This is a genomic window from Enterovibrio litoreus, from assembly GCF_045679545.1.
Taxonomy (GTDB): domain Bacteria; phylum Pseudomonadota; class Gammaproteobacteria; order Enterobacterales; family Vibrionaceae; genus Enterovibrio.
In genome coordinates, this window is sequence record NZ_CP166195.1 from 1,326,693 (window position 1) to 1,351,698 (window position 25,006).

The following is a 25,006-nucleotide window of genomic DNA, read 5'->3' on the forward strand; positions in this document are numbered from 1 at the left end:
TAAATAACGGAATTATTCCATTTTAAATAGTCGTTGACTCGGTTGGTTGCTGCTAAGTGAAATTGGTGAATTTGTGACAGGGAAGATGTTGATTTTAATCATAATTGCCGCGCTGATATTGTATTGATAGTGTTGGTTGGTTGTGGTTAATTATGTTGTAGTTTTGTTCTGTGGTGGTGGATTATGGATTATCTCGTCAAGCTTTACCAAAACCCGTTTTTAGAAAAGAATTCAAATGAACAAACGGTGACGGTGAGAAAACCAATAGGGCCAGAAAAACACATAGTGCTGAGTTGGATTGAAACGCATTTTAACCAAAAGTGGAGAAGCGAAGCGGATACTGCCTATTCGCGCAATAACAGTCTTTTTGTCGCCGTTGAAAATAACAAGATACTGGGATTTTGTTGCTTTGATGGCACAGCAAAAGGCTTCTTCGGGCCTCTGGGGGTGGTAGACAGTTAGTGTATACAACGCTCGTTGCGATGAAAGATGCTGGCTACGGGTATGCGGTGATCCCCACCACAAGCGTGGATTATTACCGTAAATACTTAGATCTCATTGAAATCAGCGGCTCTGAAAAAAGTGTTTACCATGACATGCTGATGAATTAGTCTTTTAAAACAGTGTGTTGTGTTTGTTTTTTGTGTTTTTAGTGGTCTTTTGTGTAACGAAAATTCATTAGTACACGAATAAAGTGATGGAGATCACTCAATTGTGCTGGTAGAGTTCCATCCCTCACGCCCATAGTGAGAGCAGCATGACTTTTAAATCTCTAATTTCTAGCGATAAACTCGTATCAACATTGACCATTGGTTTCTTTTCCCTATTTCTATTGGCAGCGACGATGGATATCTCGCGCTTTTCTGAAATCATCAACACACTGTTCGCAAAATCCGCGCATTTCTTTGGCCCATTTTGGCAGTGGCTGATGGTTGGTAATTTTTTATTGGCGCTTTTCATTGCCATCTCGCCGGCAGGTCGTTTGACATTGGGGAACAAGAAAAAACCTGACATCAGCACATTTCGTTGGCTATCGATGATCATGTGTACCTTGCTCGCAGGTGGCGGTGTTTTTTGGTCTGCGGCCGAGCCCGTCTACCACTACATCTCTGCACCGCCAGCATTTTCAGAACTAAGCAAGACCACTGATGGTGCAGTGTCTAGCGCATTAGGACAGAGCTTTTTCCATTGGGGCTTTCTGGCTTGGGCAGTACTCGGTACCTTATCGACCATTATTTTGATGCATGCTCACCACAAGAAAGGGTTGAAACTCCGCCCAAGAGCCCTGCTTTATCCCTTGTTTGGCAACAAATTAGAAAACCATTGGTTTGGTGCCGTGGTAGACACCTTTTCCATTGTGGGTGTGGCAGCCGGTACGATTGGACCTATCGGTTTTCTAGCCAGTCAATTGGGTTACAGCATAGATTCTTTGTTTGGCGTAGATAACACGCTAACGCTTCAGATTGGCATCTTGTTCGCCGTTGTCGCTGTCTATTCCATATCCGCTTTTACAGGTATGGACAAAGGGTTGCAGTGGCTGTCAAAAATGAATGTGATTGGTGCTGTTGCGCTCTTGGTTGCGGTGCTTGTTTTAGGGCCCACAATATTCATCTTTAAGCATTTCGGTTCTGCATTCGCTAGCTACATTGTGAGTTTCCCAGCGTTAAGCTTGGGCGATCACGGAACAGGTTGGATGACGGGATGGACCTGGTTCTTCTGGGGATGGTTTATTGGCTTTGCGCCGATGATGGCGATTTTCATTGCTAAAATTTCTGACGGAAGAAGCATTCGAAATCTGGTGTTTGCTGTGGCTATCTGCGCGCCGATTGCAACGAATTTTTGGTTTAGCGCATTGGGTGGTACGGGGATTTTCTTCGAGCTAACACAGCCGGGCACTATTTCGGGGCCTCTTGCTGAAGCGGGATTACCAGCAGTGCTGATTGCCATGCTCCAACAACTGCCGCTTCAAGCGATCTTGGTGCCAGCATTCTTGTTGCTGACAACCACATTTGTCGCAACAACAGGCGACTCAATGGCCTATTCGATTGCGGTGGTTACGTCGCAAGATTCGACGCCATCGAAATATCACCGTTTGTTTTGGGCTGTCATGTTGGGGGTTGTCGCGGCGGTATTGTTGCTGGCAGGTGAGGGGGGCTTAGGTGCACTTCAGTCATTCATTGTTATCACCGCCGTGCCCGTTTCCTTCTTGGTAGCGTCTACATTGATCTGTGCGCCGATCACTATTCGACAGATGATGCTTCAAAAGAAACGTGCAGAGACGCGCAGTCTGACCTCGGCAACCTCTTACTCTTAACGTTGTCATATCCGCACCCTATTAGCGGGCTTACACCTAAAGTAAGCGGTAATGCTCGTTAATAGGAACAAAAAGCCATCCGCTTAGGATGGTTTTTTTTGTTGTCTAGTCATCCCGCTAGCGCGAATTCAAATCACCAATACGATGACATGTTGTTGAGGTAGTGAACGTAGTTATCGAGATCTTCTTGTGTGTCGATATCAATGTTGCATTGGTCTAGCACCAGCTTATCAATTAAGTGCGCTTTATCCATGAGCAATGCCTTTGCGCCTAGGTCACCTTTCAGTGCTTTCAGTTCACTAAACACAGTAGCGCTAATAATAGCGGGCACGCCAATGGTATCTGGATATTGGCAGCAAGCTGCATCAGAGCTATGGCGTTCATAGACCTGACAAAGCAATGCAAGGTTGTCGCCTGTAATAGCGGGCTGATCGGCAAGAAGAAAAAGTAGCGCTTCGTAATCCTCTCCCAGCGTATTTGTCACGCTGGCTATCACGTCACCGATGCCATTTTTCCATTGCTTAATGTAGAGAAGTTGAGCATTCCAGTTGTTGTGTTCGGCGGCCTGAGCGATCTCGTTATGCCAATAACCAGTTGCAACGTAAACGTCTGTTGTGGCTGCGTTCGCTGCTTTGATAGCTGACTCGATTAGGGGGCGTTCGTTAATGAGGGCAAGGGCTTTACAACTGCCAAACCTCGACGCACTCCCCGCAGCAAGAATGACGGCTGCGATTTTTTTCATTCTGATACGGCACCACTGAACGACAAAGCGTTCGCGTTATTAATGATTGCGATACATTCTGAAAGCATAGAGATTGCAATACCTTCTGGCAATGCTGCACCCAGTTGCAATCCTGCTGGGCCATGAAGTTTGCAGGGAAACTGTGACAAAGATAACTTGGCCACAGTAAGGACTTCATCTCGACGATGAGCAGGGCCAAGCATTGCTAGGTAGCGAATGGTTGAGTCTTTTAACGCGTTCAGAGCCCTGGCATCAAGCGTCACACTGTGTGTCATGACTATCGCCGCATCGACATTGTGTTTGTGGCAGTAGGTTCCAAGTGATTCGGCAGGTGAACGCAGAATCGTTTCGACCTGTTTGAAATGTTCTCGACGAGCGTTAGCAGGCCGAGGATCCCATAATGTGATGTTCCAGCCGAGTTGATGGGCGAGGTTTGCCAGTGGTATGGCGTCAAACCCCCCGCCTGCAATCATCAGATGAACGGGCGGTTGAACGAAGGTTTTCAGCCATGTTTGCTCGCCTTCTTTTACCCATTCACCAATGGTGTCTTTATCGCTGCGAAGACGGTGAGTGGCAGCAGAGGGGACAAATGAGGCGTCAATTTCATCACCGTGTCGCGGAATCCTCTGCAAATAATGCCCTGATTTTCTTGTGGAGAGCTGTTGATATAGTGTGTCTAAAGCAAGGTAGTCGTTATCGGCTGCGATTGGCTGAAGCATGATGTGGACAGTTCCACCGCACCCAATACCGAGTTGAAAAGAAAGATCATCTTCGTCCTGACTGTCGTAAACCGTTGTCATGGCTTGACCTGTTGCCATTACCTTTTTTGCATGGCGCTGAATATCAGATTCCAGGCATCCGCCACTCAGCATACCCAATTGCTGTCCATAGCGGTTGAACAACATCATGGCCCCTGCTTTTCGATAGCAAGGGCCTTCTGTTTTGAAGACAGTGCCGAGTACCCACTCGGTATTGTCTTTTTCGGGGTACCACTGACTCAGTAAAGAAAGAAGGTGGTTTGACATGTCTTATGCTTCCGTACGTTGGACGACGATGATCTGTGTTTACACTTTTTCTGCGTTACCGCTGTGGGGAACGGCCTACGACAGTTTCATTGGTAAGTCATAGAGACGTTTACCTGTTGCGGCAAACACGGCATTGGCAACTGCAGGTGCAATTGGCGGCGTTCCCGGCTCCCCGACACCTGTGGGTGCTTCCGCAGAAGGCACAATATGCACTTCAATTTCTGGCATTTGCGGTTCTCTTAGCACCAAATAGTCGTGGAAGTTGGATTGCACCACCGCACCGTCTTGCAAGGTGATTTCACTCATAAGCGCGGGTGATAAACCGAAGCCAATACCACCCTGCATTTGGGTTTTGATGATGTCAGGGTTAATGGCCACCCCACAGTCAACGGCGCAGACCACGCGATCGACTTGAATCTTCCCATTCTCAACGGTGACTTCAACCACTTGCGCGACGTAACTGTTGAACGACTCATGGACAGCCACACCACGTCCACGACCTGTCGGAAGTGGCGTTCCCCAACCCGCTTTTTCTGCTGCGAGTTTGAGCACACCGAGATGGCGAGGATGATTTTTCAATAATCCCATTCTCAGTTCGACAGGGTCTTTGCCGGCCGCGTGGGCGAGTTCATCAAAAAATGTTTCGGTGGAGTAGGCGGTATGAGTATGGCCAACTGAACGCCACCACAATACGGGCACAGGTAATTCAACCGTATGAAGCTGAACAGAAAGGTTAGGAATGGTGTAAGGCAGTGTGGATGCACCCTCAACCGATGTCGAGTCTACGCCATCTTTGACCATAAAGGCTTCGAACGCTGTACCTGCGGCAATGGATTGTCCAACGATGCGTTGTTCCCACGCTTCAATATTGCCATTTTCATCCAGCGATCCGCGAATCTTGTGCACATACATGGGGCGATAGTAGCCCGCTGTCATGTCGTCTTCTCGTGTCCAAACCAGTTTGATGGGCACGCCTTTGTGCGATTTAGCAATATGCGCGGCTTCTTTGACATAGTCTGATTGTGAACAGGCTCTGCGTCCGAAACTTCCGCCAGCAAACAGAGTGTTAATGCTAATGTTTTGCGGTTTTAACCCAAGAACTGTTGCTACGGCAACTTGGTCGATGGTTTGGATCTGCGCACCATACCAAAGCTCTGCTTTTTCGCTATCTGCAAGGATCACGCAGTTCATGGGCTCCATCGGCGCATGGGCGAGGTACGGAAAATAGTAGGTTGCTTCAACGACATTTTTGGCCTTGGACAGCACATCAGGGGCATCGCCATCATTGCGCGCAGGCAAACCGGGTTTGTTGGCTAAAGCGGCATATTCTGTTTTCATTTCGGTGGTGTTTTTCTTGAACGCCGAACGATCCCATTCGATCTTCAATTTGTCACGGCCAACCTTAGCACTCCAGAAATCTTTGGCGATCACGGCGACGCCCGAAGGAATTTGTAACACATCAACAACGCCGGGTGATTGCTTGGCAGCCGTTGAGTCAAATGAAACCACTGTGGCGCCGAATGCTGGCGGGTGGGCAACCAAGGCAGTTAGCATACCTTCAAGCTGGACATCTAGGGTGTAAACCGCGGTGCCGTTGCTTTTTCCTTTGTCTTTTCGCGGCGTGCCTGTTTTTCCAATGAGCGTAAATTGGCCGGGCGTTTTCAGTGTTATCTGCTCATCTGTGGGCACGGTTTGCAGTGCAGCGAGTTCAGCCATTTGACCAAAGGTCGCCGATTGACCTGATGCTGCATGGGAAATGACACCTTGGCTGACAACGATTTCATTGGCAGGGACTTCCCATACTTTCGATGCTGCGTTGACTAACATGGCTCGTGCTTTCGCACCTGCATATCGCATCTGCATGAAAGAGTTTGCGATGGCAGTACTGCCACCTGTGCCTTGAACCGGTCCAAATAAGAGGTTGTTGTATTCCTGTGCATTGGCTGGCGCTGCTTCGGTGGCTACTCTTGCCCAGTCTGCATCCAGCTCATCTGCTGCGATGGTCGCTAAACCAGTCGTGACACCTTGTCCCATATCGAGGTGTTTGATGACAATGGTGACGGTATCATCAGCGCCAATGCGCACGAAGGCGTTCGGCGAGAAAGATGTTCCCGTTGTTTCTTTGCCTATTTCTGCGCTGATAGAGGGTAAATGAATGCCTAGCGTTAATCCCGCACCTGCGGTTGAGAGCAGTTTTATAAAGCCTCTGCGGCTAGCCCCGCCTGCGCGATTGTTTTCCGTCTGCAGCGGGTCATATCCATTAAAAAAATCTCTCATGTTATGCGACCCCTTTTAGTTCGTTAGCAGCATCTTTAATTGCTTGGCGAATGCGAACATACGTCGCGCAGCGGCAGATATTTCCTGACATGGCGGCATCGATGTCGGCATCGGAAGGGGACGCATTATTGGCGATCAATGCACTTGCCGCCATGATTTGCCCGGATTGGCAATAACCGCACTGTGGCACTTCCATTTTTTCCCAAGCAGTTTGAATCAGTTCAGCGGCTTTGGACTCAATGCCTTCAATGGTGGTGATTTTTTGCCCAGCCACTGCCGACACTGGCGTGACGCATGACCGTATGGGTTGGCCTGCCATGTGCACGGTACAAGCGCCACATTGCGCCAGACCACAGCCAAATTTAGTTCCTGTGAGTTTTAGGTTGTCGCGGATGGCCCACAGCAGCGGCGTATCGGCGGGAACATCGAGATCGTAATCTTGTCCGTTAATATTGACGGAAACGGCCATGTTTATCTCCTTCCTGAAGTCGGCGGCGTTGATTTTGTCCTGTTACGAAACAGGGTGGTATTGCTGCAAGTTTTCACTATGGTTGTTATTTCTTGTTTTTGTTATCAAGATGTTCCAAAGTTCTTGCCTAAAACTACGGATGTTCGCGTTAGTTTCACATTAGATGCTCGTTGGATGTCATAATTGTCCGACTATAACCAAACAACCTCACAATACTTGTTCAACGAAAATGTGTTGGTGATGAATCCGATTATTGAGGTTGCTTTGGTATATGAGGAGCAGTAGTACTTATGGAATTTACATCTTCACTTGCCAATCACGTCGTTGAAAGAATGAGCTGCGAAGGCAGTCATCCCACTTCGATTGAAGGGATGAAACTGTATTCATGTTCGTCGAATATCCCGTTGATCCCGCTTGTCCTTCAGCCAACAATTTGTTTTGTGCTTCAAGGGGAAAAGCGTGTCGCGACGGGTAAATCTGTTTATGTTTACGATGCAAACACGTATTTGATCAACTCTGTTACCCGTCCGGTTGAAGCGACCCTCTCCAACGTAAGTAAAGAAAAACCTTATGTGGGGCTGAGTTTGGCAATTGACCAGCATTTGGTGGGGCGATTGATGATGGAGATGGCACCCTGGCAGCGTGATTCGAGCAATGAACAACAAATGGCATTAACCCAATCAACCGAGCTAACCGCACCCATTGCCGATTTGATTAGTCGTTTGGTAGATACATTGGATAGTCCGATGGATCAGAAAATCCTGGCAGATTCACTTCGTCGTGAATTGTATTACCAAGTTCTGAAGGGGCCTTGTGGTGGCTTGCTGAGAAATAGTGTGAGTAATCATGCCGGTGCTAACCGTATTGCCCCTGTCGTGCATTACTTGGAAGAGAATTTTGAACGGAGCTTGGATATTGATGAGATTGCCAGTGTGGCGGGTATGAGTTCGTCGACCTTGCATGAACATTTTAGGAAGGTGACCTCTGTATCACCGATTCAGTATGTGAAATCACTAAGATTGCATAAAGCCCGTTCCATGCTGTCATCGGGGTTTCAAGTCGCGGAAGTATGTTATGGGGTAGGGTACAGCAGTCCTTCACAGTTCAGCCGAGAGTTTAAACGCTATTTTGGATTTACACCGAGCGAAGCGCGTTCGTCTGTCAGCACGTTAAGTTGATTTAAAAAAGGCGGTGTTTACCAACCCGCCGCTTCTGTTTTTTATGAATGTGTTGCTATCACCCTTCGGCTTTGGGCCCGTTTGGATGATGCTATATTGCTTAAAACTCGAATCTTACATTAAAGTAAAACTGCTCTTTGTATAAGCCATTTGCGCGATAGGTTGCACCAACTGATAAGGCTTCTGTTGAATGAAAACGCCCACCTATTTCAACAATACTTCGAGTATCATCAGAATCAAATGCGACCTGCCCAACTGAAGCATTTGCCTCAATTTGCGGCAATATCCAAGCCCTTACACCCACGTTCACGCCGTACGCGAGTTCACCGAAATCGTGTTTGTCATCTTGTGGGAATTTCACTGTATAGATACGAGCGTCCCCATGAATATCGACAAAACCGTTGATTGGCGCATGAAAACCCGCTCCACCTGAAGCGATCCAATCACCTTCGAATTGACTACTTCCGTTCACCACAAAATGGGCGCCATCCATAAAGACCACCCTGCCTGTCGCCGACAAGCCGGACGGATTGCCGGTAAAGCCAATTTCTAAATTGGTGTAGTTAAAGTTAGTCGCCATTGTTGATGCAGAAAAAAGGCTGATCAACATCGCTGCCCAATGTAGGTTTCTTATTTTCTTGATTATTTTCACAGCAATCCTTGCCTTGTTTACAATATTTACACTTTTGAGAGTGTATGAGTTGCGGGTCTAAAAATTTAGTGACGATTCAAATAACTTTGACAGTGATTGCAAACAATTTCTTAGCAACGGATTGCGCTAGCATTTTTTTGCAAACAGTGTGATATCTTTGCATTTCTCGTCGGTGACTCGCGTGCCGAAAAATTAAATAGGTCTTTCCATGCTTTCAACTTCAAAAGCGCTCATGGTCCAGGGCACGACATCCGATGCCGGAAAAAGTGTCCTTGTCGCTGGTCTCGGTCGTGTACTCGCGCGTCGTGGTATTTCTGTTGCTCCTTTTAAATCTCAAAACATGGCGCTGAATAGCGCAGTCACGTCCGATGGTGGAGAAATTGGGCGTGCACAGGCATTCCAAGCATTTGCGTGTGGTGTTGAACCCACGGTGCACATGAATCCTATCCTGCTTAAGCCGAATTCCGACTGTGGTGCTCAAATCATCGTGCAGGGTAAAGCGGGCGAATCCATGAATGCGATTGGCTTTAAATCTTACAAGCAATTCGCCATGAAACCCGTTATGGAATCTTTTTCCATACTTCAACGGCAATTTGAGTGTGTGTTGATTGAGGGGGCGGGTAGCCCTGCTGAAGTGAATCTTCGGGAAAATGACATTGCCAATATGGGGTTTGCAGAAGAAGCCGATGTGCCTGTGATCATTGTCGCTGACATCGACAGAGGCGGTGTGTTCGCTCACCTTATCGGAACGTTGGACTGCCTGTCTCAATCTGAGCGTGATCGCGTCATTGGGTTCGTCATCAATCGCTTCCGCGGTGATATTTCATTGCTTGAGCCGGGTCTTGATTGGCTGGAAGAAAGAACAGGCAAACCTGTAATTGGCGTTGTGCCTTATCTTCAAGGGTTAATGCTTGATGCGGAAGATGCGATAGATGTGAGTCAGGTTGCGTTGGAATCAGGCAAACCATTGAATGTTGTTGTTCCTGTGGTGCCTCGTATTAGTAACCACACGGATTTCGACGTGCTTCGAATGCATCCGCAGGTAAACCTTCAATTTGCTGCTCCGGGAAAGCCACTCCCCGCGTGTGATCTTATCATTCTGCCCGGTAGTAAGAGTGTCATTTCAGATTTGGCCTCGCTGCGCGAATATGGCTGGGATCAACAGATTGAGAAGCACTTGCGATATGGTGGGAAGGTGATGGGGATTTGTGGCGGTTATCAGATGCTAGGGCGTGTGATTGAAGATCCGCATGGCATCGAAGGTACATGCTTACGTGCTGAAGGACTTGGCTATTTAGACACGCATACCATTATTGAGTGTGAAAAAGTGCTGACACACAGCGAAGGGCAATTGCACCTTGGGGGGAAAGTTGCGCCTATTTTTGGCTACGAAATCCATATGGGTGTCACTGAAGCGGTTGGGGATCACCTCATTTCATCAGTAACAGGCTTTGATGGCTTGGTAAATCAGGACAAAAATGTGATTGGTTCATACTGGCATGGGTTATTTGATTCTACTGAAGCGTGTTCATTGCTCCTGGAGTGGGCAGGGCTAGATGGTGCCAAACAGATTGACCTCGTTAAAGAAAGAGAAAGAAGTATCAATGTGTTAGCAGACGCACTAGAAGCCTCCCTAGATCTTGAAAAGCTGTGGCCACTTAACTGACTTGATAGGAATCGCACTTTCATTAGCACATATATTTACTGAGTCAATATAGCATGCGCATAAAATTTTCATTATATCTGTAAAAATAGGTTTGCACTCTGTGTGGAATGGCGATAAGTTAACAACCAACGTGTAGGGAAACACATTGCTCAGCCTCTGGTAGGAGCAATGGTTAGCGAGTAGCAAGGTGAAAAAATGAGCATTTATCAAACAGACGACGTAAGAATTAGCAACATTAAAGAACTCCTGCCACCAGTGGCAATTTTGGAGAAGTTTTCGGCCACTGAAAAAGCGTCTGAAACGGTTTTTAATGCTCGTCAGGCTATCCACAATATTCTAAACGACAATGATGATCGTCTTTTGGTCATCATTGGTCCATGTTCTATCCATGATCCAGAAGCGGCAGTCGAATACGCTAAGAAGCTCAAAGCACTTCGTGATCAACATGCAGACAAACTTGAAGTGGTTATGCGTGTTTATTTCGAAAAACCACGTACAACGGTTGGCTGGAAAGGCTTAATCAACGACCCGTATATGGACAACAGCTTTAAACTGAACGACGGTTTGCGCATTGGACGTAAATTGCTGCTCGATATCACCGATATGGGTCTACCTACTGCAGGTGAGTTTCTTGACATGATCACACCTCAGTACATGGGGGATTTGATCAGTTGGGGTGCTATTGGGGCACGTACGACGGAGTCACAAGTACACCGCGAACTTTCATCTGGTTTGTCATGTCCTGTCGGTTTCAAAAATGGCACGGATGGCAACATCAAGATTGCGACGGATGCTATTCGTTCAGCAGAATCGCCACACCATTTCTTGTCAGTCACCAAGTATGGTCACTCTGCGATTGTTGAAACGGCAGGCAATGAAGATTGCCACATCATTCTTCGTGGCGGTAAAGAGCCGAATTACTCAGCAGAGCACGTTGCAGCCATCACGGAGCAACTCAATTCGGCAAAACTTCGCAATAAGTTGATGATTGATTTCAGTCATGCCAACAGCAGTAAAGACTTCAAACGCCAAGTTGTGGTTGCTGACGATGTCGCCAATCAAGTCGCTGCGGGTAACGATGCTATCTTTGGTGTGATGATTGAAAGTCATCTTGTTGAAGGCCGCCAAGATTTGGTCGATGGCAAAGCACCAGTCTACGGCCAGAGCATCACCGATGCATGTATTGGGTGGAGCGATACTGAGCAAGTGCTCCAGCGTCTTGCCGATGCTGTTCAAGAGCGTCGCGCGTCAAAGTAAGTACATCACTAAATACGACGTAATCTCAAAGCCAGTGGGACATCCTCTGGCTTTTTCTTTGTCTATTGTTCTTGGGTAAAATTAGGGACTTAGTGATAGGTCATCGTGAGAAAATGAAGCCCAAATATTCGCACTACTATGTTGCAGTCATGCACAATATCGAATCACTTATGAAAGCGCTTTCGTTACATTTCTCGGACTGTTCCTAATGACTGCGTTTTTCATGGTTTGATGTAAAATATTGAAATAAAAATAATTTAATAGAATTCTAAAAACATGAATTGCGATGCACAAATCTGTCTTCATATTGATACTCATTGCATTTTCACTCAAATATCTGTTGGTCACATCACTTCTGAGAAACTTACCGTATTGACCTATCAATTTAGTGGATAATCATGTTAAGCGCCCGAAAATCGCGGCTTTGGTGGTGGATGTTCTCATGGGTGGTATATAAAACCAAAGAAAGCGCTTTCAAAATGATTTTTTATGGTCGAGTGTTCTTCGCTGGCAATTTGATGTGTATCGCAACACCTAGTTAATATTGCAATACCAAATTCACAATCGGTTAACAAGTGGAACGATGTCACAGATAGAAGCTACAGAAAGTCCAAAAATGGAAGCGAAAATCAGCGTCCCCACGCCCCAAAAAGGGGCATATGGTGCCGGTACGCTTGTACTCAACCTGCTACCCGGAGCATTGGGTGTTTTCTCGTTCTTCCTCATTACGGCATTTGGTATTGATCCTTTTCTAGCAGGTTTGCTAGGCGGACTCCCAAGGCTGTTTGATGCCCTAACGGATCCCATCATGGGGTTCATTACCGATAACACAAAATCACGTTGGGGCAGAAGACGGCCATACATCGTGGTCGGTGCAATACTAAGTGGTGTGTTTTTTGCCTTACTTTGGCAACTCGATCCTGAAGCATCTCAAGCGTATAACTTTTGGTATTTCCTCATTTTCTCGCTGATCTTCACTATCGGTAACACCATGTTTGCGACACCTTTCGTTGCACTTGGCTATGAAATGACCTCAGACTATAACGAGCGTACTCGGCTGATGGCGTTTGCACAGACAATGGGACAGATAGCATGGATGATCGTACCGTGGTTTTGGGTCCTCATTGCTGACCCCGATCTTTTTCCATCACAAGCTGATGGCGTTCGAGAGCTTTCACTGTATGTGGCAGGTGCATGTATTGTTTTGGGCATCTTACCCGGTTTATTTTGTAAGGGTATCGATGACAGCAAAATGGAAAACCGAGCTGAGATTTCATTCGCAACGCTTTGGACGAATTTGATTGCCGTGTTTGCAGGCATAAGAAAGGTATCTAAGAATAAGCCTTTTGTGAAGTTGTGCGGCGCGACCTTCCTAGTATTCAATGGCTTCCAACTTGTTGCTTCATTTAGCTTCTTTATCATTGTTTTCCATATGTTTGATGGCAACTACGGTGCGACGGGCAGTTGGCCTGCTTGGTTTGCGACGGTTAGTGCTATGACTACGGCATTTTTGGTTATTCCAATTATTAGTTGGATGGCGAGAAAGTTTGGTAAGCGCAATGCTTTCATCATTTCTACCATGATTTCAATCGTCGGTTATTGTTTGAAATGGTGGAGCTTTGATCCGTCTAACCCATGGCTCATCTTTATGCCAATCCCGCTTATGTCGTTTGGTATTGGTGGTTTGTTTACTCTGATGATGAGCATGACTGCTGATGTGTGTGACATGGACGAATTAGACAATGGTATGCCGCGTCGAGAAGGTACGTTTGGTGCTATCTATTGGCTGATGGTTAAGCTAGGTCAGGCATTGGCACTTATTTTGGGTGGCTTAGTGATTAAAATGGTCGGTTTTGACCCTGGCGCAGCAAGCCAGTCCGCTGAAACACTGATTCAATTGCGTCTTGCCGATATTCTTATTCCTGCGTCTACCGCCGCACTCGCTATTTTGGTGATGTGGAAATATGACTTGTCAGAAGAAAAAGCGCGTGCAATCAAAGCGAAGTTGGTTGAACTTCGTGGTGAATTGTAAGTGCTAGATCTTATCTAGATTTAACGTATGACCACGTGAAAGGGATGAACATCTATGTTCATCCCTTTTCTTTATTACTGAGTTGTCAGAGAAGAAAAAGCTATATTGCCTGTCAGTGGTTATTTGAGCCCATTCATATCACGAATGATCTGTTCGAAGATTTTACTTGAGATGTCGATCAGCGTGTCAGGGAAGTCATAACGAGGATCATGAAGAGGCGGATGCTCAGCCCCACTGCCAATGCCAAAAAATGCCGATGGCCATGTTTTAGCGTATTCAGCAAAATCTTCAGACCATCGCATTGGCTGATCAAGGTCGAGAAAATCAAACCCGAGATCTTTACATGCTTGTTTCAACAACATGTTGGCTTCGCTATGGTTGATGGTGGCGCTAAATGAATCAATCCATTCAATGCCTAATGTGAGCCCATCTCGCTTTGCGTAATACTCAGCACGTTCTTTTACCTGCGAACAAAGTATTGAAAAGCTTTTATTGCTATCGCTCCTCAACGTTGCCATTAATTCGCCTGACTCTGGTGTCGTACCAAACGTCGCTTTCCCTAAATTGATGTGAACAATGGTTGACATGGCAAACCCTTGGTTTATTTCGGTAGGGAGCGTTTCAATGTCTCGCATCAGTTGTCTAATTGCTCGAGAGGGATTAACCGCTGTTTCAGGGTAGGCCGCATGTGCCGTCGTGCCCTTGAATGAGATAGACACGCCCGTTGATGCACACGAGAAAGTGTTGTCGCGACACAGTATTTGTCCGAGTGGATAGCCGGGTATATTGTGATAACCAAATGCGTAATCAATGGGCGCTTTCTCCCACGCGTTATCGTTTAGCATCGCCAGTGCACCGAGTCCATTTTCTTCAGAGGGTTGGAAAATGAGCGTGACGGAGCCTCGCTGTAATTGCTGCGAAGACAGACGATGTGCAAGTGCCATTAAGCTTGCTGAGTGACCATCATGTCCACAGGCATGCATGGCACCGTAGCGTCGAGAAGCATGACCATGTTTTGCGAACTCATTAATTGGCAGGGCGTCTGTGTCTGCTCTAAATAGGAGATGGGGGCCTGCCAAACCGGTTGTGATTTTTACAACAACACCATGCCCTCCAACACCTTCTATGGGGGTGAAACCAAATGAACGTAGCTTTTCAGCAATGACGGCTTGCGTTTTGTGCTCAAAACCAGATAGTTCTGGCATTTGATGCAATTGGTGACGAAACAGTATTGGGTTGAACATTGTACCGCCAAGTTTGCAGAAATAAGCCCCACACTGTACGCGCACCCAAGGACGTGTTTTGTGATATATATCTTTTTTTGTGGGGTTGCAGATCAGAGTTGTTATTCCGTAGATTTGTGTATATTGAGATGTAAAAAAACGGGCAAACTTAATGTCTGCCCGTTTGATAGGGGGAATTTTTTCTGAAGTTAGTTAAGGATCTACTTACGAATACCTTCGACATGAAGTTCTAGGTCTACATAGCTAGATGCACCCATGACAGCGATACCATAGTCTTTCAACTCAAGACGTGTTGCACCTTCAAACCCTGCACGGTAACCACCCCATGGGTCTTCACCTGCGCCGATGAAATTCGCTTGAATAGCAATTGGGTTTGTCTTGCCATGCAATGTGAGATCACCATTTACCGTCAAAGTACCATCAGCGTTTTCTTCAACTGATGTGCTCTTAAAAGTCGCGGTAGAGAACTTAGATGCATTGATAAAATCATCGCTTCGTAAGTGTTTATCGCGTTCAGCGTGGTTGGAATCAAGACTGGTGGTATCAATGTTTACAACGACAACAGAGTCGGTGACATTTGCTGGGTCGTAAGAAAATTCACCACCAAAATCGTTGAAACGACCTTTGATAAAGCTATAACCCAAATGTGGCACTTTGAAGTTGATTGACGCGTGCGCACCATTGGTATCAATGACGTAGTCATCTGCTAACGTTGCAGTAGAAAATACTGTCGCTGCACCGAGTCCTAGAGCTAGAAGTGTCTTTTTCATTACGATTTGCCTCCAATCATTTTGCGTAACGTATCGTCTTTGTCGATAAAGTGGTGCTTGAGTGCGGCGGCGGCATGTAAAACAGCCAAGCCGATCAGTACAAAAGCAGCATAGTAGTGAATGGCTCCAGCAATATCCGACTGATCAGGGAAGAGTTCTCCCAATGCCGGCACTGCAAACCAGTTAAAAACGTCGATGGGGCGTCCATCTGATGTGGAAATTAAGTAGCCTGACGCGAATATCACGAACAAGAGAAGGTACAGAGTATGGTGTGCGGCATGCGCTGCAGTTCTTTCGAAACGACTGCCTTCAATGTTTGGCGTACCTTTAACAGCGCGCCAGATAAGGCGAAACACAGTCAGTGCGGCAATACAAATTCCCACTGATTTGTGCCAATGAGGCGCAGTTTTATACCAGCTGCTGTAGTAAGTAAGGTCAACCATCCATAAACCTGCAGCAAACATGCCAATGACAAGCACAGCACTGAGCCAGTGGATAAGGCGGAGTGTAAGACCATACTTAGCGGTTCTTTCCATTTCAGCGACGCGTCCAGTTGATTAGTGTTAATGAGAATTATAATCAATAAAATGCGCAGGTTAAGCACTGACAACTGAACAACTTGTTCGAAAAAATAGAAGGAACCTTACTATTTATGCATGAAGATTCATTCTTCCTGCTGCCAACTTAGGCTCAATGAGACTGAATCAGCAAATCGTAGTGCGTGAGGTTTATCAATAGTTACACGGGCAAACGTGACCCAATGGTGCCCTTTCGCAATATCTAAAACACTAGACACTAATTTTTCGAGCAATAAGAAGCGACCATTTTCGACGTGATCAATAATAGATTTCGTGATCACTTTATAGTTCAGAGCTTCATCAACCACATCACTTGAACAGGCTTTATCGCCGGGATAATGAATTTCAATGTTCAATACCACATCCTGCTTCTTTTCTTGCTCGTCAGGATTAAAGCCAATGTATGTGCGTAGGCGAAGATTGGTAATAGTGATAATCGCATTTTGCATAGCTATGGTTCCGTTTGGTTATTTTAATGCTCGGCCACCATCAAGGTTGACGCTTTGGCCCGTCATGTAATTGCTATTCAGGATGAATTCTACGGCGTTCAATACTTCTGTTTCACCGGGGGCGAGGCACATTAATGATTTTGCCAATGCTTTCCGCTTGTAGTCGTCATCATCGCGCTCGTTAAACATGATCAGTGCTGGAGCAATGCTGTTTACTTTAACATGTGGTGCAAGTTTCTGCGCGAAGGAGAGGGTGAGGTTATCCAGCGCGGCTTTACTGGCAGCATAGGCGATGTGCTTCGCGCTTCCTTTTTTTACAACGTAATCGGTAAAGTGAATGATGTCACTGCCCGCGTTCTTGTCATTGCGCATAAACGGCGCCAGCGCTTGATTTAGCAGGTATGGCGCTTTCACGTGCACTTGCATCATTTGGTCAAGCAGGGCTGCATAATCGTCTGTGTGCTTTTCAGCGTTCCAATCTGACGCATTGTGAATGAGAGCGCGAATCGTTAGATTTTTTTCAGCCAGTGAACGGGCAAATTGATGAATCCCGCCGTCTGTAGCAAAATCTGCTTGAATGCACTCTACACCCAGCTCTCGTAAGAGTGATATCCCCTTTCTTTCCGTACGATAGGACACAATCACAAGATTCCCGCTTTTAACGAAATGCTTCGCGAGCGAAAAACCTATTCTTTGTGCAGCACCAGTGATCACAATGGTGTCTTGAGTCATATAAATTTATTCCAAGGTCAGTACTTTTGTTCGCACCGAACGCAATACGTTTAAATGAGTGAAAAGATCACGATAATCATCAAATCAGAGATTTACATGATATTAGCAGAACAAATTAAGGAGAGATGATGCAGAGGACGGTATTGGTGGCTGGCTCACATGGAACGATTGGCTGCTCACTCACAAAGGTATTGAGTCAAAAAGGGTATGACGTCATCACGATCAGTCGTTCTGACTCTCATGATGGTTTACCGTCGAAGGCTCACTTGATTTGCGATATTACACAACCGCATAGCGTGAATACGATTCGAGAGTGGGTGACACCATTCTGGCCTGAACTTGCTGGTATTGTTCAATGCACTGGCATATTGCACGATGAACAGCACTCGCCAGAAAAGCATGTGGGCCAAGTGTCTGCGCATTGGCTTGATAAATCGATGTCGGTAAACGTCTTACCGCATGTCCATTTGGCGCAGGCTGTCTCTCCTCTGCTTAACTCTCATTCGTTCCTAAAATGGATTTCGCTGAGCGCCAAAGTGGGCAGTATTGAAGACAACCAACTGGGGGGCTGGTATAGCTACCGTATGTCGAAGGCAGCGTTAAACATGTTTATCAAAACGCTTTCGATTGAATGGGGTAGAAGGGCAAAAAATTGTTCGGTGATTGCGATGCATCCTGGAACGACACCAAGTATTCTTTCTGAGCCTTTTACCCAGAATTGGCCTGCTGAAAAGCTCTATTCGCCTTCGGTAACAGCTAATCGGATACTGGCACAGTTTGAACGGATGACAGCGGAAGAATCAGGGCATCTTTTTCATCATGATGGGACGATTGTTCCTTGGTAAAAACGTAAAAGCAATTAGCGCTGATCTGGCAAATAGCTGCGGACCTGCCAAACACGCGCAGACCAATAGGGATTATCTAACGTTGATATGATGACACCTTTAGACGAAGAAGCATGCATGAACTGCTTATCGCCGATATAGATACCTACGTGATAGCGACGGGAGCCCGTTTTGAAAAAGACTAAATCGCCAAAGTTCGCAGCATGAAGAGGGGTTTCCTTTCCCCTGGTGACTTGCTGTCTCGTGGTGCGGGGCAGTGGGTGTTGGAACACGGCTTGATAGGCCTGCTGAGTAAAAGCAGAGCAGTCTATCCCCTTTTTAGACGCCCCGCCCCAACGATAGGGCGTACCTTTCCACTCTTCAAAGTAGGTCACAAGTGCGTCACTGAAAGGTTCGTCTGCTTGAACGTTCGGAGCGAGTGAGTTTGGTCTCTCGGTTTTATAATACGCGTTAGTGGCATTTAGCGATTCTGCCGTCTGACTGGATTCACACCCCGTGAGGATCAGGGTGGCAACAGAGATCGCTTTTAATGTGATGATGTCGCGCATCGGTAGAGAAAACACCTAATTAGCCGTAAACATTTCGAGTCTAAGTGCCAGCCTACTTCCGCGCAATATATAGCCAATCATAGTGTTTAATCATTCTCACAAATCAGTCAGTTTGTCTGTTCCCTTTATGGGCTTTTAGGCGACATTTCTATTTCGGTGACCGTACCATTCAGTAATGTAATCAGCCAATGCCAAAATTGCTGGCTCGCTCGCTCCGGGTTTCAGGCTTAGCCCACTGGCAATGGACGTTTCTACCAAATTGGTGTTTAACCATCCGAGCAAGTCCATATTCTCTGTCACTGAACAAGCGGCGATCAGTGAAACCGCCATTCCAGATTCAATCGCTGCGTTTAAACCATGGAAGTCCGCAGCAGAAAGCACGACTTGATAAGGGATACTCGCTCGGTCAAGGATCTCCATAGCAAGTCGTCCCCAACGGCAATCTACTTCAATAGCAAGCGGTAATGGTCTGTCTTTGCAATAGGTAACATTTTTGGCTTTTGCCCAAACCAGTTTTTCAGTGAAAAGGTGCGTCGCAGGGTAACTTTGGTCGTGAATATTGATCAATGCAAGATCTAAGCGTCCGTCCAATACTTGCTTGAGCAGTCGTTGGCTGCTGTTACTTTGGACCGAAAGTTGTAGATTGGGATACCGCTCAGAAAAACCGGTCAATATTCGACGAAACACGAGATTCACATAATCGTCGCATACGCCGAGTTTGACCATGCCATTCATTTCTGGGCTATGAAAATGCGCCATGGCTTCGTCGTTGAGTATCAACATTTGCCGGGCATAACTGACCAGTGTCATGCCGTGTGATGTCAATACATGACGGCGTCCTTGTTTCTGAAAAAGGGCAACGCCTGCAACTTCTTCAAGCTTTTTCATTTGCATACTCACAGCAGATTGCGTTCTGTGAACGCTATTCGCTGCCGCAGCAAAGTTCCCACAGTCAACGATCGCAACGAGTGTTCTGAGCTGGTCGATATCGAAGTTAGTCATACTTCAACTCCTTTGAAGTTTAGCCTAAGAAATATTGGCTTTTCTTAACAATTAAATTGTTTAAATATTGAACTGTCAAGTGGGATGGCAAAAGAGACACAAATAAAGGGGAAACGTCATGAGAAGTAAAGTGAGCAGAACAACAAACTCTCGGTATGGCATCGACATCGATCAAATGCCAACCAAGCTTCATGGCGGTTTCATTGCAAATCTGGTCAACAAAATTTGGAGCTTATGGCGGCGTTATCAGTTACGAAGTGAACTTGAAATGAAGCTTGAAGACGAGAGCTTTCTGAATGACGTGGGTATATCTCGCGCTGAAGTTGAGAAAGAAATTGAGTCACTGAAGAAGCCATAAACTCAGTAAGGAACGAGTCCTTTGGCAATATGCTCTGCATATCCAGCCGCATCTCCTGATGAAGATGCGGTTTTTTTTTGCTCATCGATTGAGTATCTATTGCCAATTTGACGAATGAGTTGGTGCAAATCGATAATATTTCTGTCATCGAAATATGTTTTGATCAGCCTTATCCGTGAAAGAGATGTTTGTAGACATTTTTCGTATAAAAACTTAGACGAAGAGTTGGCAAGTTTTCGTAGTGCGGTCTACGCTTTAACTAACTCAATGAGTAATAAGGTTATTTTACATCCGGCATGTGATTCCAATTTTCACATGAAGTTTACATCACGCCTTGTTTTTTGCGAGTATTATCACTATATTAGTGCATCGCTTTAGATGAATTGCACTCTGTTTAGACAGGCTGCGTTCAGAATGAGGTTTGAAACACGTTGATCGATGAGCGTTGGAGAAGAGAGTGTTTCTCCTTTAGGTTTCAGTCAGCGTAGCAACATAAAACATCGTTTTGATTTATACATTGAATAACAATAAGGTTTGCAAAGAGCAAACTGGTTTGGACAATAAACAATCATAAGGATTTGGTTTGGCCGCCGACAACCTAATGATTGGTCCAATTTTGGCGTTACTGCATAGCTGGACTTTACGTTGCTTCGGCATTGAAAAGTTAAAAAGGTAACCTGACCCGGCTCCATGGACCGGGTTTTTTATTGCCCGCATTTTACTCAATCCGATGAAGCGAAACGCATACGATCAAAAAACGCCAGACACTTCACAGTGTCTGGCGTTTTTAGTTTTTTGTCGCTTTTCGGCGTTTAGCTGTAACTACGTGATTAGCAGTAACTACTTGATTACCGACAGCTATTAGAACAGAAATAATGCAGTAGATTATTCGCTTTTTGCAGCGACTTGTTCTGCTTCTGCTACTACTTCAGCTTTTGTTTCTGTTTCAATTTTTTCTGCAACCACCGCAAACTCTCTTGTGGGTCTGCCAACAATTGAGCGGGTAGGCTCTTTGATATCCGTGATAATCACTTCTATTTGGTCGCCTAGCTGAAACTCTTTATTGCCGTCGACAGAGATGATGCCCATGTCAGCGTTGCACTCTACACGCTTTTTGTTTTCACAAATCAATGAGCCAGGAATGAAGGTCATTGCGCCATTTTCAAGAAGACGAACACGCATGCCCGCACGGTTGATGTCGAAAATTTCTGCCAAGAACGTTTTCTTCTCACTGACGGCGTTCTTAAGAAGACGAACATACAGCCAATCGGAAACATCGCGCTCAGCCATACGATGATGCTTACGGTGCAGCGCGAGCTCTTCACCAATGAGATCATCCGGTGTTTGTGCGGCTGTTTCGCCGCGCACAATCGCTTTAAGTAGACGATGGTTCACCATGTCCCCATATTTGCGGATCGGAGAAGTCCATGTCGCATAAACGTCGAGGCCCATGGCGAAGTGTGGGGCTGGCGTGTTGCCAATCTCGCTGTATGCCTGGTATTTACGAATCCGGTTGTCCAAGAACGTCGTTTCTTGCGTGTTCAACCAGCGGCGTAGTGCACTGAAACCTTCAATCGTTGCCAGTGTTTCGGCGTTTACTTCACCACCATGTTGGTTGATCAGCTCAACCACATCGGCCATTTTCTCTGGCGAAAAACCTGCATGGGTATTGAATACACCAAAGCCAAAATGTTCGCGTAGGGCACGGCCTGCACAAATGTTCGCTGTGATCATCGCTTCTTCAACCATGCGGTTTGCGATGCGGCGAGGTTCTACGTGGATAGCGACAACGTCGTTGTCTTCGCTGAGTTCAAAGCGGTAATCAGGACGGTCAGGGAAGGTCACAGCATTGGTTTCGCGCCAGTTAACGCGTGCTTTAGCAAGGTGATGAAGTGTATTCACCTGCTCAGCAATCACATCTGATGGCTGCCAGCCTTCACAATGTCCGTTTTCAATCCAATCTGACACATTGTCGTAGGCCAAACGCGCTTGCGACTTAATAGTGGCTGAAAAGAAGGTTGCATCATCGGAGATAGTACCGTCTGCTTGAATGGTGACACGACAGCAAAGTGCAGGGCGAATTTCGCCTTCACGTAGTGAGCAAAGGTCGTCGCTCAACTCACGTGGCAACATTGGAATGTTGCGACCCGGCAGATAAATAGTGAAGCCACGCTCGCGCGCTTGCTTATCTAGTTCTGTCCCTTCTGCAACGTAGGCTGTTGGGTCAGCAATCGCAATGGTTAAGGTAAATGTGCCGTCTTCATTTGCAACAGTGTGCAGCGCATCATCCATATCTTTGGTTGATGCGTTGTCGATAGTAATAAATGGCACATCAGTCAGGTCTTCGCGGACAAGCGACTCATCCAGCATTTCCCAGTTTTCCTGAGGAGCTGGCTCCTGGTTTGGTAAGTCATGTTTTGCCAACGTTACCCACCAAGGGGCGATCTTGTCATTTGCATCAGTGATTTTTTCACTGATCTCACAGAAGAAGCCGTTTTCACCGTTTAAAGGGTGGCGGATAAGCTTGGCGACAACCCAATCACCTTCAGACAAAGCGTCATGGCTAAGTCCTTTACGTGTTTTTGCGCGAATAGCGTCTTTGAGTTGAGGACTATCTGGCACCACATTAAGGTTGCCACGAACTAGCTTTACACGACCAATAAATCGCGTAATGGATTGTTCAACCAGTTCATCGGGTTCCGCTACTTCTTTCTCTTTTTCCGTACGGATCAGTGCGATAACCTTGTCACCATGCATGACTTTCTTCATGTAGACAGGTGGAATGAAGTAGCTGGTTTTGCTATCAACTTCAAGAAAGCCGAAGCCTTTTTCGGTGGCCTTAACGGTACCTTCTTTCTTGGGGATGTTTTCTTTAATTTGCTGTTTTAGCTGTGCAAGTAGCGGATTGTCTTGAAACATTAGCCTGATCTCAGAATGTGAACCGCAACACTATACGTATTCGACGCGTCAAAACCAAGGAATGCGTCGGCACAACTGCAAACAATTCACTCAGTAATGCAGACTAAAAGTTCGTGGCGCATCTCAAAGTTGATGTAACAGCAATGCGTAAATTTATTCGGATGACAGAATAAGCGCTGTTGATATTGTGTGAGCGGATGTGCACATGGAAAGTGCTGAATTAGAGCGTCAGATTGAAAAGACCATTGAAACCGATGACACCCTTGAATCTTGGTGTGAAAGTGTTTTCGATCGACTAATAAAACACAATGGCATTAAGAATATCGCGTTATTCCTTTATGAAAATAATGTGCTTCGTCTTGCTGCTAGTCAGACTCAACATGTGTTCAAGTTTTACCCCGATTTTAAGCCCGTCGAAGCGTACAGCGGCTACTTCATTGATTTACCATTTCTGACCAAAAAGCATCATCACGATTTCTCATTCATCTCTGATTTGTCACTAAATGCGGGCTGGCAAAAAAATGATGTCAAATGGGAGCACGCGGTGATCCCTTTAACGAAAAGTAGGGCATCGCTTGGCTATGTGCTGGTAGAGACAGACATCACTGGCCACACTAGAAAGCTTCGCTCTGAGCAGTTTGACTGGCTGAGACAAGATGCTGCGTTTCAATTGAAATGTAAGGTGCTCACGCATCAAATCACTCAGTTCCAACTTTCTAGAAAACAAAACGAATTGGACTTAGCGTTAAACAATCGCACGTTATCTTCTCAACTCACTTACCTTAAAAGCCTTCACGAAATATCACTTCGATTTACGAAAGCCACGTCTATCCATTCTCTGTGTCGCATTGCCATTGAGCTTGGAAGAGATCGCTTACAGATCGATAGGATGGGTATTTTCCTTTGTGATATGGAAACGTCAAAAATGTGGGGGACTTGGGGAACAGATCCTCATGGCAATGTGGTCGACCGTTCAGATTTTTGTCAGGAAATGCCCAATACCATTTTTATGGAAGAAGCCTTTTCACGAAAAAATGAGCTGATCGTTAAAGAGAATGTTCCGCTCTATTTCGGGCTTGAAGAAGTTGGGATCGGCTGGAACATCATGATGGCGATGTGGGACCAAGATGAATGTATCGGTTGGTTTGCGGCAGACAACCTGCTTTATGCTTCGGTATTAGATGAACCAAAGAAAGAAGCGATAAAGCTGCTTGCTGCATCTGTTTGTCAGAAAATCATAAAATTGCGTGAGACGGAGTCTGCGAATTCTAAATTGTCTCAACTGCAGATTGCGCACAAGCAACAAGCGCAAGAGTTAATATTGTTAAGACGAAAATTGGCCGAAAGTAAAAGACAGGGTATGTGGGCCAATGTCATCGATAGTGTCACTGGCTTACCTAATGCAAAGCACCTTTCGCTCAGTTTTGCTGGGGTGGTTTCTCATGCTCGAAAGCAAAAAGCATCTTTAGCGGTAATATCTATAGCGATTGATTTTTTCCATGGGTATCAGAAAAAATATGGTGCAGATTCTGCCAAGCATATCTTGCGTTCAATCACTTCATCGATTGAAGACAATTTGGCGGGAATCGATGCTTACTCTTTAGTGACAACGTCACCTGGAGAGTTTGTACTTTTGTTGCAATATGACGATGAAATTCAGTTGCGCGAGCGGGCTGAAACTCTCGTTAATTCTGTGTACCACCTTAATATTCGAAATTGCGCATCAACGGTTTATCAGAGGATAACCCTAAGTATCGGTGTCAATCTTAACGGTATTTCTCTTTTTACCAAGCAAAGTTCACTGCTTAAAAAAGCGGAAAAACAACGAATGATGGCGGAAAGATTGGGGCAGAATCGGGTGTGCGTAGACTAAAAAGGCAGACGAGTTCTGCAGTGTCGTGTCTAAAATAACGACAATTTGCTAGCGAATTAGGCTATTGCAGTCAAAA

23 protein-coding genes are annotated in these 25,006 nt (G+C 45.9%); 10 read left to right on the forward strand and 13 right to left on the reverse strand.

From position 1 onward, the window contains the following. Positions 1-183: 183 nt before the first annotated feature. The 3 genes from AB8599_RS21305 (at position 184) to AB8599_RS21315 (ending at position 2,314) form a co-directional block, all read left to right on the forward strand. Positions 184-462, forward strand: a complete 279-nt coding sequence (locus tag AB8599_RS21305; RefSeq protein ID WP_407333731.1) for a hypothetical protein — start codon at positions 184-186, stop codon at positions 460-462. Beyond that, positions 462-611 carry a hypothetical protein gene (locus tag AB8599_RS21310; protein WP_407333732.1) on the forward strand — a complete coding sequence of 50 codons (150 nt, stop codon included), beginning with the start codon at positions 462-464 and terminating at the stop codon, positions 609-611. The genes AB8599_RS21305 and AB8599_RS21310 overlap by 1 nt, the downstream gene beginning before the upstream one ends. Before the next feature lie 146 nt (positions 612-757). After that, a complete protein-coding gene (locus tag AB8599_RS21315) occupies positions 758-2,314 on the forward strand; it encodes a BCCT family transporter (RefSeq protein WP_407333733.1) in 1,557 nt (518 codons plus the stop codon). A 133-nt stretch (positions 2,315-2,447) separates the two neighbouring features. On the opposite strand, the gene AB8599_RS21320 is transcribed toward AB8599_RS21315, so the two are convergent. The 4 genes from AB8599_RS21320 to AB8599_RS21335 form a co-directional block, all read right to left on the reverse strand. Then, a complete protein-coding gene (locus AB8599_RS21320) occupies positions 2,448-3,056 on the reverse strand; it encodes an NTP transferase domain-containing protein (protein WP_407333734.1) in 609 nt (202 codons plus the stop codon). Beyond that, positions 3,053-4,081, reverse strand: coding sequence for an XdhC family protein (locus AB8599_RS21325; protein WP_407333735.1), 1,029 nt, complete (start codon positions 4,079-4,081; stop codon positions 3,053-3,055). Before AB8599_RS21325 ends, AB8599_RS21320 begins: the two co-directional genes overlap by 4 nt. Before the next feature lie 75 nt (positions 4,082-4,156). Next, positions 4,157-6,358: a molybdopterin cofactor-binding domain-containing protein gene (locus AB8599_RS21330; protein WP_407333736.1), complete on the reverse strand. Its 2,202-nt coding sequence runs from the start codon at positions 6,356-6,358 to the stop codon at positions 4,157-4,159. Between the two features lies 1 nt (position 6,359). Beyond that, entirely contained in the window at positions 6,360-6,827 is a 468-nt protein-coding gene (locus AB8599_RS21335; RefSeq protein WP_407333737.1) for a (2Fe-2S)-binding protein, read from the reverse strand. Between the two features lie 290 nt (positions 6,828-7,117). Between AB8599_RS21335 and AB8599_RS21340 the strand changes: the two genes are divergently transcribed. After that, positions 7,118-8,005, forward strand: a complete 888-nt coding sequence (locus tag AB8599_RS21340; RefSeq protein WP_407333738.1) for an AraC family transcriptional regulator N-terminal domain-containing protein — start codon at positions 7,118-7,120, stop codon at positions 8,003-8,005. A 100-nt stretch (positions 8,006-8,105) separates the two neighbouring features. Here AB8599_RS21340 and AB8599_RS21345 read toward each other — a convergent pair whose 3' ends face one another. Next, positions 8,106-8,657 (reverse strand): hypothetical protein, encoded by a 552-nt coding sequence (locus AB8599_RS21345; protein ID WP_407333739.1) that lies wholly within the window; start codon positions 8,655-8,657, stop codon positions 8,106-8,108. Between the two features lie 208 nt (positions 8,658-8,865). Between AB8599_RS21345 and AB8599_RS21350 the strand changes: the two genes are divergently transcribed. The 3 genes from AB8599_RS21350 to AB8599_RS21360 all read left to right on the forward strand — a co-directional run bounded on the left by AB8599_RS21350 (position 8,866) and on the right by AB8599_RS21360 (position 13,612). Then, positions 8,866-10,323 carry a cobyric acid synthase gene (locus AB8599_RS21350; protein ID WP_407333740.1) on the forward strand — a complete coding sequence of 486 codons (1,458 nt, stop codon included), beginning with the start codon at positions 8,866-8,868 and terminating at the stop codon, positions 10,321-10,323. Between the two features lie 201 nt (positions 10,324-10,524). Beyond that, the gene (gene aroG / locus AB8599_RS21355; protein WP_407334447.1) at positions 10,525-11,580 is read left to right on the forward strand and encodes a 3-deoxy-7-phosphoheptulonate synthase AroG; all 1,056 of its coding nucleotides are present in this window, start codon (positions 10,525-10,527) and stop codon (positions 11,578-11,580) included. A gap of 583 nt (positions 11,581-12,163) precedes the next feature. Then, positions 12,164-13,612: an MFS transporter gene (locus tag AB8599_RS21360; RefSeq protein WP_407333741.1), complete on the forward strand. Its 1,449-nt coding sequence runs from the start codon at positions 12,164-12,166 to the stop codon at positions 13,610-13,612. A gap of 119 nt (positions 13,613-13,731) precedes the next feature. Here the strand turns inward: AB8599_RS21360 and AB8599_RS21365 are convergent, their stop codons facing one another. The 5 genes from AB8599_RS21365 to folM all read right to left on the reverse strand — a co-directional run bounded on the left by AB8599_RS21365 (position 13,732) and on the right by folM (position 17,385). Further along, on the reverse strand, positions 13,732-14,856 hold the full coding sequence (locus AB8599_RS21365) for an amidohydrolase (protein ID WP_407333742.1): 1,125 nt from the start codon (positions 14,854-14,856) through the stop codon (positions 13,732-13,734). Positions 14,857-15,056: 200 nt separating this feature from the next. Continuing rightward, positions 15,057-15,626, reverse strand: a complete 570-nt coding sequence (locus tag AB8599_RS21370) for a YceI family protein (protein ID WP_407333743.1) — start codon at positions 15,624-15,626, stop codon at positions 15,057-15,059. Further along, positions 15,626-16,162 (reverse strand): cytochrome b, encoded by a 537-nt coding sequence (locus AB8599_RS21375; protein ID WP_407333744.1) that lies wholly within the window; start codon positions 16,160-16,162, stop codon positions 15,626-15,628. Before AB8599_RS21375 ends, AB8599_RS21370 begins: the two co-directional genes overlap by 1 nt. 128 nt (positions 16,163-16,290) lie before the next feature. Beyond that, complete coding sequence (gene folX / locus AB8599_RS21380) at positions 16,291-16,653, reverse strand: dihydroneopterin triphosphate 2'-epimerase (RefSeq protein ID WP_407333745.1); 363 nt, start codon at positions 16,651-16,653, stop codon at positions 16,291-16,293. Between the two features lie 18 nt (positions 16,654-16,671). Beyond that, complete coding sequence (gene folM / locus AB8599_RS21385) at positions 16,672-17,385, reverse strand: dihydromonapterin reductase (protein ID WP_407333746.1); 714 nt, start codon at positions 17,383-17,385, stop codon at positions 16,672-16,674. Between the two features lie 128 nt (positions 17,386-17,513). Between folM and AB8599_RS21390 the strand changes: the two genes are divergently transcribed. Beyond that, positions 17,514-18,230, forward strand: a complete 717-nt coding sequence (locus AB8599_RS21390; RefSeq protein WP_407333747.1) for an SDR family NAD(P)-dependent oxidoreductase — start codon at positions 17,514-17,516, stop codon at positions 18,228-18,230. A 14-nt stretch (positions 18,231-18,244) separates the two neighbouring features. On the opposite strand, the gene AB8599_RS21395 is transcribed toward AB8599_RS21390, so the two are convergent. Then, the gene (locus tag AB8599_RS21395; RefSeq protein ID WP_407333748.1) at positions 18,245-18,778 is read right to left on the reverse strand and encodes a C40 family peptidase; all 534 of its coding nucleotides are present in this window, start codon (positions 18,776-18,778) and stop codon (positions 18,245-18,247) included. 135 nt (positions 18,779-18,913) lie between these two features. Next, the gene (locus AB8599_RS21400; RefSeq protein WP_407333749.1) at positions 18,914-19,780 is read right to left on the reverse strand and encodes a LysR substrate-binding domain-containing protein; all 867 of its coding nucleotides are present in this window, start codon (positions 19,778-19,780) and stop codon (positions 18,914-18,916) included. Positions 19,781-19,898: 118 nt separating this feature from the next. On the opposite strand from AB8599_RS21400, the gene AB8599_RS21405 reads away from it, so the two are divergent. Continuing rightward, complete coding sequence (locus AB8599_RS21405) at positions 19,899-20,138, forward strand: hypothetical protein (RefSeq protein WP_407333750.1); 240 nt, start codon at positions 19,899-19,901, stop codon at positions 20,136-20,138. 885 nt (positions 20,139-21,023) lie between these two features. On the opposite strand, the gene AB8599_RS21410 is transcribed toward AB8599_RS21405, so the two are convergent. After that, complete coding sequence (locus AB8599_RS21410; protein WP_407333751.1) at positions 21,024-23,057, reverse strand: exoribonuclease II; 2,034 nt, start codon at positions 23,055-23,057, stop codon at positions 21,024-21,026. A gap of 205 nt (positions 23,058-23,262) precedes the next feature. Between AB8599_RS21410 and AB8599_RS21415 the strand changes: the two genes are divergently transcribed. Next, on the forward strand, positions 23,263-24,930 hold the full coding sequence (locus AB8599_RS21415) for a GGDEF domain-containing protein (RefSeq protein ID WP_407333752.1): 1,668 nt from the start codon (positions 23,263-23,265) through the stop codon (positions 24,928-24,930). Positions 24,931-25,006 lie beyond the last annotated feature (76 nt).

Excerpts from the sequence above, each read along its gene's own strand:
- AB8599_RS21305 (WP_407333731.1), top strand. The coding sequence starts at position 184 with ATGGATTATCTCGTCAAGCTTTACCAAAACCCGTTTTTAGAAAAGAAT.
- AB8599_RS21315 (WP_407333733.1), top strand. The coding sequence starts at position 758 with ATGACTTTTAAATCTCTAATTTCTAGCGATAAACTCGTATCAACATTG.
- AB8599_RS21320 (WP_407333734.1), bottom strand. The coding sequence starts at position 3,056 with ATGAAAAAAATCGCAGCCGTCATTCTTGCTGCGGGGAGTGCGTCGAGG.
- AB8599_RS21325 (WP_407333735.1), bottom strand. The coding sequence starts at position 4,081 with ATGTCAAACCACCTTCTTTCTTTACTGAGTCAGTGGTACCCCGAAAAA.
- AB8599_RS21330 (WP_407333736.1), bottom strand. The coding sequence starts at position 6,358 with ATGAGAGATTTTTTTAATGGATATGACCCGCTGCAGACGGAAAACAAT.
- AB8599_RS21335 (WP_407333737.1), bottom strand. The coding sequence starts at position 6,827 with ATGGCCGTTTCCGTCAATATTAACGGACAAGATTACGATCTCGATGTT.
- AB8599_RS21340 (WP_407333738.1), top strand. The coding sequence starts at position 7,118 with ATGGAATTTACATCTTCACTTGCCAATCACGTCGTTGAAAGAATGAGC.
- AB8599_RS21350 (WP_407333740.1), top strand. The coding sequence starts at position 8,866 with ATGCTTTCAACTTCAAAAGCGCTCATGGTCCAGGGCACGACATCCGAT.
- AB8599_RS21360 (WP_407333741.1), top strand. The coding sequence starts at position 12,164 with ATGTCACAGATAGAAGCTACAGAAAGTCCAAAAATGGAAGCGAAAATC.
- AB8599_RS21365 (WP_407333742.1), bottom strand. The coding sequence starts at position 14,856 with ATGTTCAACCCAATACTGTTTCGTCACCAATTGCATCAAATGCCAGAA.
- AB8599_RS21370 (WP_407333743.1), bottom strand. The coding sequence starts at position 15,626 with ATGAAAAAGACACTTCTAGCTCTAGGACTCGGTGCAGCGACAGTATTT.
- AB8599_RS21375 (WP_407333744.1), bottom strand. The coding sequence starts at position 16,162 with ATGGAAAGAACCGCTAAGTATGGTCTTACACTCCGCCTTATCCACTGG.
- folX (WP_407333745.1), bottom strand. The coding sequence starts at position 16,653 with ATGCAAAATGCGATTATCACTATTACCAATCTTCGCCTACGCACATAC.
- folM (WP_407333746.1), bottom strand. The coding sequence starts at position 17,385 with ATGACTCAAGACACCATTGTGATCACTGGTGCTGCACAAAGAATAGGT.
- AB8599_RS21390 (WP_407333747.1), top strand. The coding sequence starts at position 17,514 with ATGCAGAGGACGGTATTGGTGGCTGGCTCACATGGAACGATTGGCTGC.
- AB8599_RS21395 (WP_407333748.1), bottom strand. The coding sequence starts at position 18,778 with ATGCGCGACATCATCACATTAAAAGCGATCTCTGTTGCCACCCTGATC.
- AB8599_RS21400 (WP_407333749.1), bottom strand. The coding sequence starts at position 19,780 with ATGACTAACTTCGATATCGACCAGCTCAGAACACTCGTTGCGATCGTT.
- AB8599_RS21405 (WP_407333750.1), top strand. The coding sequence starts at position 19,899 with ATGAGAAGTAAAGTGAGCAGAACAACAAACTCTCGGTATGGCATCGAC.
- AB8599_RS21410 (WP_407333751.1), bottom strand. The coding sequence starts at position 23,057 with ATGTTTCAAGACAATCCGCTACTTGCACAGCTAAAACAGCAAATTAAA.
- AB8599_RS21415 (WP_407333752.1), top strand. The coding sequence starts at position 23,263 with ATGGAAAGTGCTGAATTAGAGCGTCAGATTGAAAAGACCATTGAAACC.